At 49.9% G+C, this 16278-nt stretch carries 12 protein-coding genes; 7 read left to right on the top strand and 5 right to left on the bottom strand.

Annotated elements, in window-relative coordinates:
- The gene (fadJ, locus tag L9G74_RS09810) at positions 1 to 2151 is read left to right on the top strand and encodes a fatty acid oxidation complex subunit alpha FadJ (protein ID WP_238896128.1); all 2151 of its coding nucleotides are present in this window, start codon (positions 1 to 3) and stop codon (positions 2149 to 2151) included.
- Between the two features lie 66 nt (positions 2152 to 2217).
- Here the strand turns inward: fadJ and L9G74_RS09805 are convergent, their stop codons facing one another.
- Positions 2218 to 3585 carry a cellulase family glycosylhydrolase gene (locus L9G74_RS09805; RefSeq protein WP_238896127.1) on the bottom strand — a complete coding sequence of 456 codons (1368 nt, stop codon included), beginning with the start codon at positions 3583 to 3585 and terminating at the stop codon, positions 2218 to 2220.
- A 322-nt stretch (positions 3586 to 3907) separates the two neighbouring features.
- Between L9G74_RS09805 and L9G74_RS09800 the strand changes: the two genes are divergently transcribed.
- On the top strand, positions 3908 to 5941 hold the full coding sequence (locus tag L9G74_RS09800) for a DNA topoisomerase III (RefSeq protein WP_238896126.1): 2034 nt from the start codon (positions 3908 to 3910) through the stop codon (positions 5939 to 5941).
- Positions 5942 to 5944: 3 nt separating this feature from the next.
- Here the strand turns inward: L9G74_RS09800 and L9G74_RS09795 are convergent, their stop codons facing one another.
- From L9G74_RS09795 to L9G74_RS09785, 3 genes are all read right to left on the bottom strand, one after another.
- The gene (locus L9G74_RS09795) at positions 5945 to 6133 is read right to left on the bottom strand and encodes a DUF4250 domain-containing protein (RefSeq protein WP_238896125.1); all 189 of its coding nucleotides are present in this window, start codon (positions 6131 to 6133) and stop codon (positions 5945 to 5947) included.
- Positions 6134 to 6281: 148 nt separating this feature from the next.
- The gene (locus L9G74_RS09790) at positions 6282 to 7622 is read right to left on the bottom strand and encodes a PepSY-associated TM helix domain-containing protein (RefSeq protein WP_238896124.1); all 1341 of its coding nucleotides are present in this window, start codon (positions 7620 to 7622) and stop codon (positions 6282 to 6284) included.
- A gap of 9 nt (positions 7623 to 7631) precedes the next feature.
- On the bottom strand, positions 7632 to 9848 hold the full coding sequence (locus L9G74_RS09785) for a TonB-dependent siderophore receptor (protein WP_238896284.1): 2217 nt from the start codon (positions 9846 to 9848) through the stop codon (positions 7632 to 7634).
- A gap of 266 nt (positions 9849 to 10114) precedes the next feature.
- Here L9G74_RS09785 and L9G74_RS09780 point away from each other — a divergent pair, with 266 nt between their 5' ends.
- Positions 10115 to 11242: a mechanosensitive ion channel family protein gene (locus tag L9G74_RS09780; RefSeq protein ID WP_238896123.1), complete on the top strand. Its 1128-nt coding sequence runs from the start codon at positions 10115 to 10117 to the stop codon at positions 11240 to 11242.
- Positions 11243 to 11360: 118 nt separating this feature from the next.
- On the opposite strand, the gene L9G74_RS09775 is transcribed toward L9G74_RS09780, so the two are convergent.
- On the bottom strand, positions 11361 to 12344 hold the full coding sequence (locus tag L9G74_RS09775) for a tetratricopeptide repeat protein (protein WP_238896122.1): 984 nt from the start codon (positions 12342 to 12344) through the stop codon (positions 11361 to 11363).
- Positions 12345 to 12687: 343 nt separating this feature from the next.
- Here L9G74_RS09775 and L9G74_RS09770 point away from each other — a divergent pair, with 343 nt between their 5' ends.
- The 4 genes from L9G74_RS09770 to L9G74_RS09755 all read left to right on the top strand — a co-directional run bounded on the left by L9G74_RS09770 (position 12688) and on the right by L9G74_RS09755 (position 16224).
- Entirely contained in the window at positions 12688 to 13929 is a 1242-nt protein-coding gene (locus L9G74_RS09770) for an L-lactate MFS transporter (RefSeq protein ID WP_238896121.1), read from the top strand.
- A gap of 623 nt (positions 13930 to 14552) precedes the next feature.
- Complete coding sequence (locus tag L9G74_RS09765) at positions 14553 to 14933, top strand: hypothetical protein (protein WP_238896120.1); 381 nt, start codon at positions 14553 to 14555, stop codon at positions 14931 to 14933.
- Between the two features lie 57 nt (positions 14934 to 14990).
- A complete protein-coding gene (locus L9G74_RS09760) occupies positions 14991 to 15296 on the top strand; it encodes a 4-fold beta flower protein (RefSeq protein ID WP_238896119.1) in 306 nt (101 codons plus the stop codon).
- Between the two features lie 76 nt (positions 15297 to 15372).
- On the top strand, positions 15373 to 16224 hold the full coding sequence (locus L9G74_RS09755) for a DUF2971 domain-containing protein (protein WP_238896118.1): 852 nt from the start codon (positions 15373 to 15375) through the stop codon (positions 16222 to 16224).
- Positions 16225 to 16278 lie beyond the last annotated feature (54 nt).

Below are 16278 nucleotides of genomic sequence, written 5' to 3'. Positions count from 1 at the left end.
ATGACGACCTCAACCAACACATTTAGCTTAACCCGCCGCGAAGACGGTATCGCCTTGCTGACGATGGATGTGCCCGGCGAGAGCATGAACACGCTCAAAGCCGAGTTTGTGCCACAGATGACTGAACTGCTGGCCGAGATCCGCAACGACAGCAGCATTAAAGGCTTGGTAGTGATCTCCGGCAAAAAAGACTCGTTCGTCGCCGGCGCTGACATCTCCATGCTGGATGCCTGTGATACCAGCGAAAAAGCCAGTGAACTGTCAGCCGCAGGCCATAAAGTTTTTGCCGAGTTAGAAGCACTGCCGATGCCGGTAGTGGCGGCGATTCATGGTGCCTGCTTGGGCGGCGGTTTAGAGTTGGCGCTGGCGTGCCATAAACGGGTCTGTAGCGATGATGCCAAAACCCAATTGGGCTTGCCCGAAGTGCAACTCGGGTTGTTGCCCGGCAGTGGCGGCACCCAACGTTTGCCAAAATTGATCGGCATCGCCAAAGCGTTAGACATGATGCTCACCGGCAAACAGTTACGCCCGAAACAGGCGCTGAAACTGGGGCTAGTTGACGATGTAGTGCCTAACACCATTTTGTTAGAAGCGGCCATCAAGCTGGTGCAATCTGGCAAAAGCCGTAAGCCACGTAAACGCAATATGCAGGAGCTGGCGTTAGAAACCAGCCACGTCGGCCGCAATATTTTGTTCGACCAAGCACTCAAACAAGTTGAGCGCAAAACCAAAGGCAATTATCCCGCGCCGCTGCGGATCATCGAAACCGTGCGTATCGGTGCCGATGAGGGCATGGCCGCAGGCTTAGCGACTGAATCGCGTTATTTTGGCGAGTTGGTCATGACGCCAGAATCTGCCGCGCTGCGTTCTATCTTCTTCGCTACCACGGAGATGAAGAAAGAAACCGGCGCCGCTGATGCTAAACCACGGGCACTCAATAAAGCCGTGGTGTTGGGCGGTGGGTTGATGGGCGGCGGTATTGCCTCGGTGACGGTGTCCAAAGCCAAAATACCTGTGCGGGTAAAAGACATCAGCCAACAAGGCTTATCGAACGCGCTATCGTATGCTTACAAGCTGCTCAGCAAGGGCGTGCAACGCCGTCATATGACGCCGACTCAGCGTGATCAGCAGCTGTCACTCATGAGCACGACGGTAGATTATGTTGGCGTGAAAGATGCCGACATCGTGGTGGAAGCGGTATTTGAAGACCTCAACTTGAAACACCAGATGGTGCAAGATATCGAGCGCGAGTGTAGCGAGCACACAGTGTTTGCCTCAAACACTTCATCGCTGCCCATCGGTAAGATTGCCTCGGTGGCCAGCCGCCCAGAAAACGTTATCGGCCTGCATTACTTCTCGCCCGTAGAAAAAATGCCGCTGGTGGAAGTGATTGCACACCAGAAAACCTCGCCAGAAACCATTGCTACCACGGTGGCCTTTGCCCGCAAGCAAGGCAAAACACCGATTGTGGTGCAAGATGGCGCGGGTTTTTATGTCAACCGCATTCTGGCGTTGTACATGAACGAAGCGGCACAACTGCTGCTGGAAGGCAACGAGGTGGAAGCGTTAGATCGCAGCTTAGTGAAGTTTGGTTTCCCGGTCGGGCCAATCACCTTGCTGGATGAAGTTGGCATTGATGTGGGTGCCAAAATCGCGCCGATTTTAGAAGCGGAATTAGGCCCACGTTTTAAAGCGCCCGCCGCGTTTGATCGGCTGTTGAGCGATGATCGCAAAGGTCGCAAAAATGGCCGTGGCTTTTATCTCTACAGCAAGCCTAAGTTGCTGGATCGTCTGCAACGTAAGCCGCAGAAGCAAGTCGATACTTCGGTGTACAAAGTGTTGGGGATCACCCCAGGTACTAGCAGCGAATACGGCAATCTGGCCGAGCGTTGCGTGGTGCAAATGCTTAACGAAGCGGTGCGCTGCTTGGAAGAGGGCATTATCAGCTCGGCGCGTGATGGTGATATCGGCGCGATTTTTGGTATCGGCTTCCCGCCATTCCTCGGTGGTCCATTCCGTTATATCGACAGCTTGGGCGCGGCCAACTTAGTGACCATTTTGAAAGGTTACCAACAACACTTCGGCGAGCGCTTTGCGCCAGCGCCAATGTTAGAGTTGATGGCGAGCGAGCAGCGTAAGTTTTATCGCTAACCGCTCACGTTAAACAGAAAAGGCGCCGTTATTGGCGCCTTTTTCATGGGTTGGATTCACACTAGCTTACTGGCAGATGCTGCCGCTGAGGTTGCTGCTGGCGCCGTTGCCGGTGCCAATAAAACCGAACTCAACACTTTGATTTGGCGCGATGCTAGCGTTCCAATCAAGGTTACTGGCGCTGTATTGTTGGGTTAGCACCGCATTCCACAAACTGGTGACGTGCGAGCCATCAGCGTAACTCCAGTTCACTTGCCAACCATTGATCGGCTGGCTCGACACGTTGGTGATTTTGATGGTGGCTTGAAAGCCGCCTTGCCAACGGTTGCTGACCAGATACTCACATTGCGCCATGCCCGCTGACGGCGGATTGGTGTCGCCATCTCCCGGTTGTGAGCCTCCATTGCCGCTTCCGCCGCCGTTATCGCCGTCGCCTTGGTCATCGCCATCATCGGGAACATCAATGCTGCTGCCCCAGTTGCTGATGATATCTTTTACGAAAGTGCCTGAGGCGGTTAAATCGCTGGCTGACCAATTGCCGTTAGGGTTGGCACCGGGATTGATGATAGAAGCGCCTTCGGCTTTATCACTCACCGCCCAGTTCACATGGCTTAAGTGGTTGGTGGCGAGGAAGTTCATCCATTCGTTGACGCTAGCAGTGGCGACATTGCCGTTGCCATCGGCATTGACCGCGCCCCATTCGGTGACCATCAAGGCGATACCATTGTTCATCGCTGTCAGTGCTTTATCACGTAAAAACTGGCCGTGACTGCCGGCGTAAAAGTGCAGTGCGTAGGCGATGTTGCTGCCAGCGATTGGGTCTTGCGACGCCACATCCACATCTTGTGACCACGTTGGTGTACCCACCACAATCAAGTTGTCGGGGTCGATGGCACGAATGGCGTTAATCACATCCACCGCATAGGGTTTGATCACATTTGACCAACTGACTTGCAGCGGCTCGTTATAAATCTCATAGATCACGTTGTTATGGTCGCCATACTGCTCGGCCATTTGAGTGAAAAATTGAATCGCCGCCGCTTTTTTATCTTGGGCGTGGTGTGAGTGGAAATCGATAATCACATACATATCATTGGCAATCGCCGCATCAACCACCGTACGGATGCGCGCCAAGTTACTGGCGGGATCATCAATATAGGAGCCACCTTCATCGGCGCCTAATGCCACCCGAACAATGGTGCTGTGCCAATCTTGTTTTAGCCAAGAAACGACATTGGCGTTATACATTTTCTCTTGGCCCCAGCCAGTATTACTCCAAAAGAAGCTATTACCAGCAAAGCTTTTCTGTTCACCACCACTCAGAATTTGGCCATTCTCTACCGTCAGCGGCGGCACGTCGGCGTAAGCCATCGAAGATACGCCAGCACTCACTAATGCGGCGGCGATCATGGATTTACCAATTTTTAAAGCCATAGCAGTCACCTCGAATCAAGTTCCATTTGGTCGTGCTCAGCCCTCATGGCTGGCACCGCTGGAGTATAGCTATTCGGGGTGAAATCTTGCTATCAAGCCGAGATAGACGCGTTATTTCGCTTGTTTGTTTAGCAATTATTTAACTAATTAAAAACATTTTGACTAAGGCGTCATGGGAGTATGACGTTTACGCTCGGCGGATTGTAGTGAGTGTGCCGCTTGATGACGCCCGCGCAATTTATGACAACAGCAAGCCGCAGTATTTGCACTTTGCCAAGCCGTGCGTTAAATTCACTGTAATTCTATACAGTATCCAAGCGTTATGATCCTTTATATTGCCGAAAAGCCCAGTCTTGGCCGTGCCATTGCCGATGTGTTGCCTAAACCGCTGAAAAAACATGACGGTTACCTTGAGGCCGCCAATGGCGATTGTGTCTCGTGGTGTGTGGGGCATCTGCTGGAGCAAGCTGAGCCGGATGCTTATGACGCGCAATATAAATCATGGAAGCTAGAGCACTTGCCGATTGTGCCGCAGCAGTGGCAACTCAAACCTAAAGCCAATACCCGCAGCCAACTGACGGTGTTGAAAAAGCTCGTCGGGCAAGCACAGCAACTGGTACATGCGGGCGACCCCGATAGAGAAGGGCAACTGCTGGTGGATGAAGTGTTGTCCTACCTCAAAGTCAGCCAAAGTAAACTCGCCAGTGCACAACGGTTACTGATTAACGACTTGAACCCAAGTGCGGTGACAAAAGCGCTCAAACAATTGCGCAGTAACCGCGAGTTTATTCCGTTGTCGACATCGGCGTTGGCGCGCAGTCGCGCCGACTGGCTCTATGGCATGAACATGACCCGTGCCTTTACGCTGCAAGGCCGTAAAGTTGGCTATCAAGGTGTGTTATCGGTCGGACGGGTGCAAACACCAGTATTAGGATTGGTGGTGCGCCGTGATGAAGAGATCGCCGCGTTTCAATCCAAGCCGTTCTATGAAGTGTTAGCCCATCTGCATGATCCCAATGTGCCAGATAACTCGGCATTTACCGCCAAGTGGCAACCGAGTGAAGCGTGCGCTAAGTGGCAGGATGAGGAAGGACGGGTGCTCGCCAAAGGCTTGGCTGAAAACGTTGCGGGGCGCATTAGCAATCAAGCCGCCAAAGTGCTCAGCGTGGAAGAAAAGCAAAAACGGCAAGCGCCGCCGCTGCCGTACAACTTGTCGGCGTTGCAGATTGATTGCAACAAACGCTTTGGCATGAGTGCCAAAGAGGTGCTGGATACCGCGCAATCGTTGTACGAAAAACACAAACTGCTGACCTATCCACGGTCTGATAGTCGCTATCTGCCCAAAGCACAGTTCAGTGATGCCCCCAAAGTGCTGCAAGCGATTAGCCAAGGCGCGACCGAGTTATTGCAGGGCGTTGATGCACCCGATGCCAAGCTTAAATCCAAAGCGTGGGATGACAGCAAAGTTGATGCGCACCACGCCATTATTCCCACCGAAAAAGTGGCTAATCTCAACGCACTATCCAACCGTGAACGGCAGGTATACCTGCAAGTGGCGCGGCAATATTTAGCGCAGTTTTATCCGCATTATCTGTATTGGGACACCCGCGTTAGTGTGGAGATTGCTGGCGGTATTTTTAACGCCAGCAGTAAACGCGAGCAGCAAGCCGGTTGGAAGCAACTGTTCCGCAGCAATCGCGGTGAAGAAAGTGATAACGACGATGAAGACAGCAGCGGCAATCTGCCCAAACTGACGGTTGGTCAAGCGTTGTGGTGTGATCGCGGTGAAGTGGTGGAGAAGATTACTCAACCACCAAAACACTTTACCGATGCCACCTTGCTGGCGGCGATGACCGGCATTAGCCGCTACGTTAGCGACAGTGATATTCGTAAAATCTTGAAAGACACCGACGGTTTAGGCACCGAGGCGACTAGAGCCGGCATTATTGAACTGCTATTTAAGCGCGGCTTTTTGCAGCGACAGGGTAAAACCATTCTAGCGACCGATGCGGGCAAAGGGCTGATCCACAGCTTGCCATTATCGGCGACGTTGCCAGATATGACCGCGCAGTGGGAAAACCGCCTAGAGGCGATTTGTCAGCGCGAAATTAATTATCAACACTTTATGTCACCGCTGCTGCAAACCATTGAGCAATTGGTGCATGAGGCCTGCCAGCAGTTACCTACCGCATTAGCGGGGGTGAAAGCCAATAAGCCAGCATTTGCCAAACGGCGCCGCAGCAGTGGTTCACGTAAAAGTGCCTCGGGCAGTAGCAGCCGCAGTAAATCTGCAACGGCGACTAAAGCGGCGAAAGGCAGCAGTACGCGCCGCAAAACCACGGCGAAATCGAGCTAACGGTTACAGGCGTTTATATTGATTGCTGACCAGATCGTATTGGTAGCCAAGCTGAGCCAGTTTGCGTTCCAATAGTTGTGGCGTGACATCCAGTTCATAAAACAACTCTTGGCGATCATCGCAAAACAGGCGCAGTTTTTCGTTAACGATTCCGAGCAATATTTCGGGCGGTAGGGACGCGAGATTTTCCATCAGTCTCTTCTCCTTGAGATAACTCAATTAAGCATAGCTGATGCAAAAAAAAGAGCCTGCAAGCAGGCTCAAATGAAGCGACTGTGAAAAAGAAAATAAAATAAACAGAGGCTGGTAACTAACCGAGACGAAGTATCTCAGTAGGTGATTAAATCAAACTGAAGTCATTGTTAACTCGCTTAATTAATCCATAGCCACCCCAAATACAGCCCACTAATGTGGTCACACTCCACGCCAATAAAAATAGCGCCGAGCCGAGTGGCATCGGTAGCCAATGCCATCCATCAGGCCCCTGTGCCAGCGCAATAATATGCAGCGCGGCAATGACCAGTGCCGCCACCAGACTCAACCAGCTCAAATACACGGCAAAGCGTAAACTTTTGATGCTGCTTGGTGACGCTTTAGCGGCAAGGCGTTTGACGTACATCCACGTACCGCTAAACGCCATCACACTCAAGGCTAAGCCAAATACCACCCAAATTAGCTTGCTGTACAAGCCGCCAAAATCACCAAAGTGCAGCGGGTCGGCCATATTGGACCAACGCCAATACGGGCTGAGATCGGCCGCCGTTTGGCGGTACGCCAACTGCATTGTGCTTGGGTCGATGTAGACCTTGTTGGCGCGGTGACGAACTAACAGCGATGAGGTTTGCCCGGCAATAAACAGATAGCCACCACGATCTAAACTGATTTGGTGAATGGTTAATTCCGGCAGCGCTTGCTCAGTAATCGCGATAGCTTGCGCGAGTTGATCCGGCGTGATTGTGGCCTTTTGTGCGCTGAGTTGCGGCAATGGCCGCTCGGCGCCAGCGGCACTATCGGTATAGGAAAACAGGCCATCAAACAAGCTGAAGCGTGTTTGCTCATACAGATACCAAGTGCCGGTCACACCAATTAACAAACTAAACCAAAGTGACCATAAACCTAACCAGCGATGCCAACTGCTCCAGCGCGCTCTGGCGCTGTTACCTGAGGGCAAACTCCAAAACTTCTGCCACCAGCGTTTATAAAACATCAGGCCGGTAACAATCGAGGTGAGCAGCAGTAAGGCAAATATGCACACCAGATATTTGCCAATACCGAGTGGATTAAACAGCGCCATGTGAAAGTCGCGAAAGAAACGCGCAATGGTCAGCGCAGAATAGCTACCATTGATGTGCATGGTTTGCGGATCGACTAACACATATTCTGGCGCGGCTTGCGGCGGTTTGACGATGACACTGATGGCGTAACCCGCACTGCTAGCGGATTCGAGCTGCATGATTTTCGCCTGCGGCATGGTGGTTTGCACCTGCCGATAGGCATCAACCAACTGCTGGTGGCTGACGTTGCTGGCGTCGCTGCGCCATGCTGGATTGGTTAACCAATCCAGTTCATGGGATACGGTGGCAAAGGTGCCACTCCAGCAGATGATGAACAACATCATACCGGAGAGCACCCCAATAAAGGTGTGCCATGCCAGCCATTGTTTCTTCGATGGCCACTGCATAACTGCTCCTTAGAAGGTGGCCGAAATCGACGCAAACAGGCTACGTGGCGAACCAATGCTGACGCGTAAGTCACCACCGCTGGCGCTGTAGTACTCTTCATCAAACAGGTTCTTAGCCGACAGTTGCAGACGAATGTTGCCGTCATAAACCGTTGGCAGGGTGTACCACAGCGACAAATCGACCGTGGTGTAACTGCCTAAGCTCCAACTGTTGATGTCATCGCCGAAGCGGTCGCCCATGTAGAAGGCACCGATACCCGCACCAACGCCTTGCCATGTACCTTCATGGAACTCATAGCTGGTCCACAGGCTGGCGGTGTGTTCCGCCACGTTGCGTGGACGATTACCGGCGTTTTCGCCGCTGCTGATCTCGGCATCGGTGTAGGCATAACCCGCCATTACGGTCCAGCCCGGTAGCGGTTGACCATTGATATTCAGTTCTACGCCTTGTGATTGTTGGCCTTTGACCAACTGAAATTCGTTATCCACTTGGGTTAACACATTTTCTTTTTCAATCTTGTACAAGGCCAAGCTGCTGTTGAGTTTGCCTTCGAAGAATTGGCCTTTGGCACCCACTTCATACTGCTTAGAGTTTTCGGGCGGGAATAGCTCGGTGTCCGAGCTTTGGCCGTTAGGCTCCAGTTTAAAGGTGGTATTCGGTGAAAATGCTTCTGAGTAACTGACAAAGGCAGACAGATTGTCGAGCACCCGATAATTCAGCGCGACCTGCGGCGAAAACTCATTAACGGTTTTTGCTGGGCCATCACCATCCACATCGGAAAAGTCCCAACGACCGCCAAACAGCACGCTCAGTTGCTCGGTCAATTCCACATAATCATTGGCGAAGAAGCCATAATCATCGGTGGCGGCTTTGATACGCTCTGCACCTTCGGTTGATAGCTCCGTAGGTAACATGTCGTAAATCGGGTTGGCGATATCAAATAGCGCGCCAGTTGCGGCGGTGCCTTGGGTGATTGGCGTGGCGATAAAATAACGAGCATCGTCGTAACTACGGCGATCTGCACCAAAGGCTAATCTGTGGTTCATACCCGCAAATTGCCAGTCGCCCGTCACGCGCAGCTGTTGGTAATCGGCATGGCGTTGATATTCGCGGTTGCCGTCGGTACGGCGTGCCAAAAAGATGCGGTCGCCGTCTTCATAGAACGCTTTAACGTGGTCGGCAAAATCTGGTGAGGTAATGAAACCATCCACAATCGGCGCTGAGGCATCGGTAATGACCGCTGCAGCTGGCCGCGACTGTAGATCGTTGGAGTAGGCGTTTTCCCATGCGGCAAGCAAATCTATCTGCCAGCCGTTAGCAAACATGTGGTTGAGCCCAACGGTAACAAACTCAAAGCGAGTATCGATCTCTTCAGCTTCATCACCAAAGCGGCGTGACAGCGGAATATCCAACAGGCGGTTAACGATTTCGCGGCCATTGGCGGTAGGGGCTGTCATGGTGCCACGGTCAAACGTGCGAAATTCATCGCGGTATTCATAGGACGCGGTTAAACGGGTGTCGCTGGATAGATCGTAACGGCCTGTCAGAGAAACCACATTGCGCTTGATGTCAAAGTTATCGCGGAAGTAGCCAGAATCTTGCAGCGATACGTTGGCGCGCACGGCGGCTTTGTCGCCAATCGGCGTGGAGAAGTCGCCTTGGAACATGTAGTTATCCCAAGAGCCTGCACGTACTTCGGTATATAAGCGGCGTTCATCCAACGGCTTTTTAGTGATCACATCCACCAGACCACCTGGCTCTACTTGACCATAAGTGATCGAGGCGGGGCCTTTGATCACCCGAATGCTTTCGAGGTTACTGGTGTTCACACGGAAGTCAGAGGCGATGCGTAAGCCGTCACGATAGATAGTGTTGCGGCGGAAACCACGGATCAAGTAATCGTTATTGCTGCCACCAAAGCCGTCAGAGAGGCTCACCCCGGGCACGTTACGCAGTGCATCTTCTAGCTCAGTCACTTTTTGGTCTAACAGCAACTGCTCTGGCAATACGTCGATGACGCGCGGCATCTCTAAATAATCGAGTTCTTGACCGAATAAGCTGTTGCCACTCGAGGTTTGATAGCGGTGTGGGTTGGTGCCGATAACCTTAATTCGCTCGATAGACTTATCGGCTGATTCGGTCGACGGTTTTTCGGCGGCATAACCTAGTGGACTTAGGCTGCAAAGGATGGCTAACGGCGCAAGGTGGAAACGGCGCATAGTCATAGTCAAGTGCTCTCCCGGGGACGTGATAGAAAATAGACAATTAACAAAGGGCCGACATTATGGGCATGGTGAACATGGAAATCATTATCATTTACAATTGTGTGATAAAAAACTTAAGTAGCAGGGCTGATAAATGTGACATGAGCCAATTAGGCGTTTGTTGCTAATTTGAGCGCTTTTTTGCGTCTGGCATTGCTTTTGTGCCAACATAACTAGCTCAATTTGCTAGCGAAGAGGATGTCGACGTGATGGTAAGTAACCTATCAATGGCGCAGATTACAGAGCAGTTGGGCTTTCCCCTGTTGGGAAACTCCTTGGCACAATGGACCTTGGCGGCGGGGATTTTATTGCTCACGCTGGCGCTGACAATGCTGGTCAAATGGGTGTTAGTGAATCGCCTAGCGGCGTTATCTAAACGGGTGAAATTGACCTTTGTAGATGCGCTTTCGGTCGCACTCGACAAAACCTATCTGTTTTTACTGTTTTTTCCTTGGCTATTGTTTGCCGCCAGTTGGCTTGAACTGCCAGCCCCCTTATCAAAAAGCCTGAGCGTATTGGCCACCATCTCGTTTTTTATCCAAGTGGGGATCTGGCTGTCGGCGGCGGCCTCTACGTTTATTCAGCACTCACGCCAACATGCGCTAGCTACTAACGCGGCGGCCGCTACCAGTTTGGCGGCAGTGTCGTTTTTGAGCCGCTTGGTGATTTGGGCCATCGTACTGTTACTCACCTTAGATAACATCGGTATTGATGTGACGGCGTTGGTGGCGGGCTTAGGTGTCGGCGGTATTGCCGTGGCGTTGGCGATTCAGAATATTCTTGGCGACCTGTTTGCGAGCTTGTCGATCATCATTGATAAACCGTTCGAAATTGGTGACTTCATCGTGGTGGGGGATTTTATGGGCGTGGTGGCAAACATTGGCCTGAAAACAACCCGCATCAGTAGTTTGGGCGGTGAGCAGATTGTGTTCTCCAATAGCGACTTACTCGCCTCACGGGTGCGTAACTACAAACGTATGCAGCAGCGGCGGGTGGTATTTGGCTTTGGTGTGCTGTATCAAACCACCGCCGACCAGTTAGCCAAAATTCCTACTATGGTACGTGAGATCATTGAAGGGCTGGAGCTAACGACGTTCGACCGCGCGCACTTTTTCCGTTTTGGCGAATCATCATTGGATTTTGAAGTGGTGTATTATGTGCAGTCGGCAGATTACAACGTCTATATGGATACCCAGCAAGCGATAAATTTGGCGTTAGTGCGCCAGTTTGCTGAGCATGACATAGTGTTTGCCTATCCAACGCGGTCGTTGTATGTGGAAGCGCCAGTACCGGTAACCTTTGATAAAGCCCCCGATGATGTGGGTCCCGATGACGCTGGGCCAGCACCAGCCTGATCAGAGAGAGTGTGGTGGGGCGTGATGAGCCGTTGTTGCTGGAGATAACTACACGAGGCATCACCGGCCTAAATCACGCCTTATCTATTTTGCAAGTCACCAGCAAGGGCAACAGCTGTTAGAGTTTGAGCAGATCTTGCTGGTTAAAATCGAGCACCACGCTGGGGTCTAGCGTGAGGGCCAGTTCTAAAAACTTGTCGGCTTCGGCGGGATACTCAGATTGCATAACGCTGTTGTAGCAGCCCAGCAATGGCAGCGCCCATTGTTGGTCGTACCGCCAGCTCATACTGAAATCGCTCAACGCATCGCTAAACTCTCGGCGCTGGTAATGAATCATGCCGCGTACAAAGTACAGTTGCCGTTTGTTGCGTCCTTTGTTCTTACTCAAGCCAGTATATACCGCCGCTAGCGCTTCGTCGGTGCGCCTTAAGGCTAGCAGGCTGACCGCTTTAAATTGGTACAAGCGATCTAAATAGCTGTATTGCTTCGCGGCAACGTCATAGCTTGTTAGCGCGGCTTCATGTTGACCGAGTTGCGCCTGAATATTGCCGCGCATCATATAAAAATCAGGCTTTAGCAGTGCGTTCGGCTTGTCGTATATCAAATCGTCCACGGCTGCTAACGCTTGCTGATATTTTCCGTCCTCATAAAGTACGCCAACGATATTGAAGCGCAGGTCGCGCTCACTATGCAGTTGCTGGGCTCGGCGAAAATCATCCAATGCGCCAGCATAATCTGGATGCTGTTTCTTTAAATAGGATTCAGTGGGTTGGGATTTGGCCGATGCTCGATAGAAGTACAACTCAGGATCTTTGAGCCCTAACTGTTCGGCGCGGTCAAATTCGGCAATCGCTTTGGCAAACTGCCGCGGCTCTTTAATGTAGTAATACTTGCCCTGTTGCAACGCCAGCTCGGCCGAGTTGGGATAGCGCGGTATCATCTGGTGCAGTAGTTGCTGTGCTTCGTCTAATTTCCAATCATAAATGTCTTTATGGATCTGCTTCACCGCGCGTTTAAGCGTGGCGTCATCAGTATTGGCGAAACTGATATTGGTGAGAGTAAGGCTCAGCAGCAGGCTGGCGACTATGGCGTGACTTTTCATTGGTATCCCTTCCATAACATCTGCGACGCACTTTAACGTACATCAGCAAGGAATGACAGTTTATGTCAGAAGGTTGCGCGAAATTCATTCAGCAATGCGGGCGTATTTACGGGGTCGCTAGGCGGCGAAAACGCCGTGAAATCAATGTGTGATCTGCTCCACAGTTCATTTTGGCGTCAAATTTAGCGCTGCATTTTATTCCGCCATATTGCATTTCATGCCAGCAGCGTTGCAGCTCATTTTATGTTTAGTGACAGCTATTGTATGACAAACTAAATCGGCGTTTATTGACCTTGTGAACACAGAAATTAACCCATTTAAAAGCTGTTGAGGGGTGTCAACCATGAGCGTTAATAACACAATCTCTCTGGAAAACTACGCAAGTGACACAGGCAGTGTGTCTTCAGTTCAACGTACACGTATTCTAACTTTGATCGGAACCATCATCGCCCAGTTTGCGCTGGGGTCGGTTTATACCTGGAGTCTGTTTAATGCGGGGCTGGCAGATAAGCTGAATATCCCGGTCGATAATGTGGCGTTCTCATTCGGTATTTTAAGTTTATCGCTGGCGCTGGCGTCATCCGTTTCTGGCCGTTTGCAAGAACGTTTTGGCGTAAGACGCGTCACTATCGCCGCTGGCATCATGATGGGGTTGGCACTACTGCTGACGTCATTCACTAGCAACATCGCCATGCTGTATATCTGCGCTGGCTTCTTACTCGGTGCCGCCGACGGTACCGGTTACCTGATGACCATGAGCAACTGTGTGCGTTGGTTCCCTGAACGCAAAGGCACCATCTCAGCGTTAGCCATCGGTGCGTATGGTCTCGGCAGCTTAGGTTTTAAATACATCAACATGTCATTGCTAGAAAACAGCGGGCTGACTCATACCTTTGTGGTGTGGGGGGCGTTGGCGGCAGTGATGGTGGTTGTAGGTGGTTTATTGATGCAAGACGCACCAGCGCAACAAGCCAGTGCCGCGCAAGCCAGTAACAATAAAGATTTCACTACCGCAGAAGCGATGAGAAAACCCCAGTTTTGGATGCTGGCAGTCATCTTCCTCACCGTGTGTATGAGTGGTTTGTATGTGATTGGGGTGGCAAAAGATATTGGTCAGCAATATGCCGACTTGTCACTCACCATTGCCGCCAACGCGGTGGCCGTAATTGCCATGGCAAACTTGAGTGGCCGTTTAGTGCTGGGTGTGTTGTCCGATAAAATGGCACGTATCCGCGTGGTATCAATCGCGCTGCTGGCAAGCTTGTTAGGCATTGCAGTACTGCTGTTTATGCCAATGAATATGAACAACTTCTATGCAGCTGTCGCCTGTATCGCCTTTAGCTTCGGCGGCACCATCACCGTGTATCCATCGTTGGTCAGTGATTTCTTCGGCCTCAATAACATGGCTAAAAATTACGGTGTTATCTATCTTGGCTTCGGTATTGGTAGTTTACTCGGCTCGTTGGTCGCCACCGCATTCGGTGGGTTTACTGCCACGTTTTACTTGATTTTTGGCCTGCTAGCGCTGTCGCTGATGATTTCGTTAATCATTAAAGCGCCGCAGCTTCAAACTCAGCACGCGTAGGAATATAAGTTGTAGAACTTAAACCCCAGCAGTTAAGCCAATGTTTGCCCCGTTCCCCACGGGGCTTTTTTGCGTTGTACGAAAACCCCCAATAGTTATTGTGAGCTTTAACGCGCTAGCAAACAGCAAAAAGGTTGTGCGCAAGTCATGTGAACAACATTAAGGTGGAAATAAAGTCGGAAGGTGGCACTGATATGTTGCTCTATTCAGTTCTGTGTCCGAACGTGAGTTAGCAAGCTGTCTGTTGAGCACTCAAAAGCAACCTTCTCGGCTAGAAGTTTTCATCCATATCACTCAAATGTTGCCCTTCTTTGAAGTGCCTAAAAGCTGGACGGGTATACAGTCATATTGAAATCATGACGATTTTTGTCCAAACTTCGTGCGCATTTTCACATTCTAATGTGGATAAATATTATTAAAATCATGCAATTATAAAACCTATGGGTTAGATAGTAGGTTTGGGAAACGCGAATGCGCGTTTTTCCAGATGGTATTACTTATATGAAAAGCGGCAAAATGCTGATAAGTTCATTACATACAAATAGTTAACTGTGCACGTTTTCGCTGGTCTAATGAGGTAAATGTGCATGCGCACTAATAAAATGTTAACTGCATGGAGTAGCATGGCCAAGTTCCTGAAAGTCATTGCATGTGTTCTTATCGTTGTAGCTGTTTTAGTTAGCGCTGTGCTTTTGTGGTTTGACCGTTCCCAAGATATAGATTTCGCTGTTTATCAACCCGATTTTTGGGTTACATGTGATGGAGAAATTGACAAGAACTCAGTTGAATATGATCGACTCAATAAGTGGTTGAAATTAAATAGTTCAAACTGGAAAAACTATGTAGCAACTCCGGCTCCTGGGTATTTTTATAAATCAGAAAAAATTATGATTTACGTACAAAAACATGGAATAGTCGTTAATTATTACGATGGACAGAATTGGTCACAAGTGCATAAGTCTGTTGATACAAATGGAATTTATGATGTCTGCAAAAGCAGTTAACAAGTTAAATCAGCGGACACGGGCCGGATCTCAGTACACCAACAACGGAATCGAACAATGAATCACATCTTCAAGTGGGACGGGCAGCACCTCGGCTTTATCAATAATGGGTATCTCTTTGGCAGTGACAGCACATACATGGGCTGGATCGAACCGGATGGCTCCGTGTGGGATAGCAATGGTCGATATGTCGGGGAATTGATCGAAGGACAGTATATCCTGAGGAATTCGATGAAGATGGAACCGATGGCCCGGATGCCCAAGATGCCGCCAATGCCACCTATGCCCCCGATGCCTCCTATGCCAAGAATGCCGAAGATGCCTCGCATGGGCTGGATCGATCCCTTCGATGGCAAGGCCTAACCCATCATTCCAGCGGACTGCCTACGGCAGCCGCTGAATTCAATCGTTATGCATTTAATCAGAACTTTGAGGTTTAATGAGAAATCATAGAGTTTTTAAATTTAGAGCCGGAAACGCTAATGACCTTGATGCTCTTTTCGAAAGCTACGTTTGGTTTGCTGGATTGTCAGCTTTGAATGATCCTTACGAAGGCTTTGCTTCACTTTCGAATGAAAATATTGACGATGATTTCAGAGAGAAATATTTAGCCGCTGTCTATTCAAAGGAACCTAAAAGAGAAATAACCCCAGAGAAAGAGGCTTCGAAATTTCGAAAAGAATTCCAAGGTGATAGCTTTTCTGAATATGTGGACTCAAAAACTGCTCAGATAATAAATAGCTACTATGAGGAGCATAAGAATGATTTCAAAATATTTTCTCTTTCATTGGCTAAGGAGCAGCATGAGTTTCCCGCGCCATTAAATAACATGCTCATGTGGTCGCATTATGCGAATGGATTTAAAGGCTTTTGTATAGAGTTCGATTTTGAAAAGCTGAAAGAGAGCATAGAAACTAACATGGAATTTGAACTTGGCACTTCTCAGGTTGAGTATGCCACTGACGGTAAACTCCCCGTCGTAAATATGAAAACCTTTATGCAATCAACTATCGATGACAGTAAAGATAGTTCGTTCGAGATTATAGATTCATTTACAAAAAAAGAGCAGAGCTGGGTTTACGAAAACGAAGTAAGGTTTATCTCTACAGCTGCAGGAAAACATAAATACTCTGCAGATACCATAAATGCAATATATGTCTCAGAAAATGCGCCCAACTGGTTAAAACAAAGCATTATGACATTCGCGGTAGCTAACAATAATCTGAAACTGTTTTTAGTTAAATTACATCGTAGTGAATACAAATTTGGTTTCGAGAGAATAAATGCATAACAAACCGCTGTAGACGAAAGCGGAGTTTGCTGGGACAAAAACACGTGGGCCGTC

The sequence above is a fragment of the Shewanella electrica genome, assembly GCF_022321485.1.
Classification (GTDB): Bacteria; Pseudomonadota; Gammaproteobacteria; order Enterobacterales; family Shewanellaceae; genus Shewanella; species Shewanella electrica.
Note: the sequence above shows the minus strand (reverse complement) of the source record. Positions and strands in the feature narration are given on the sequence as shown.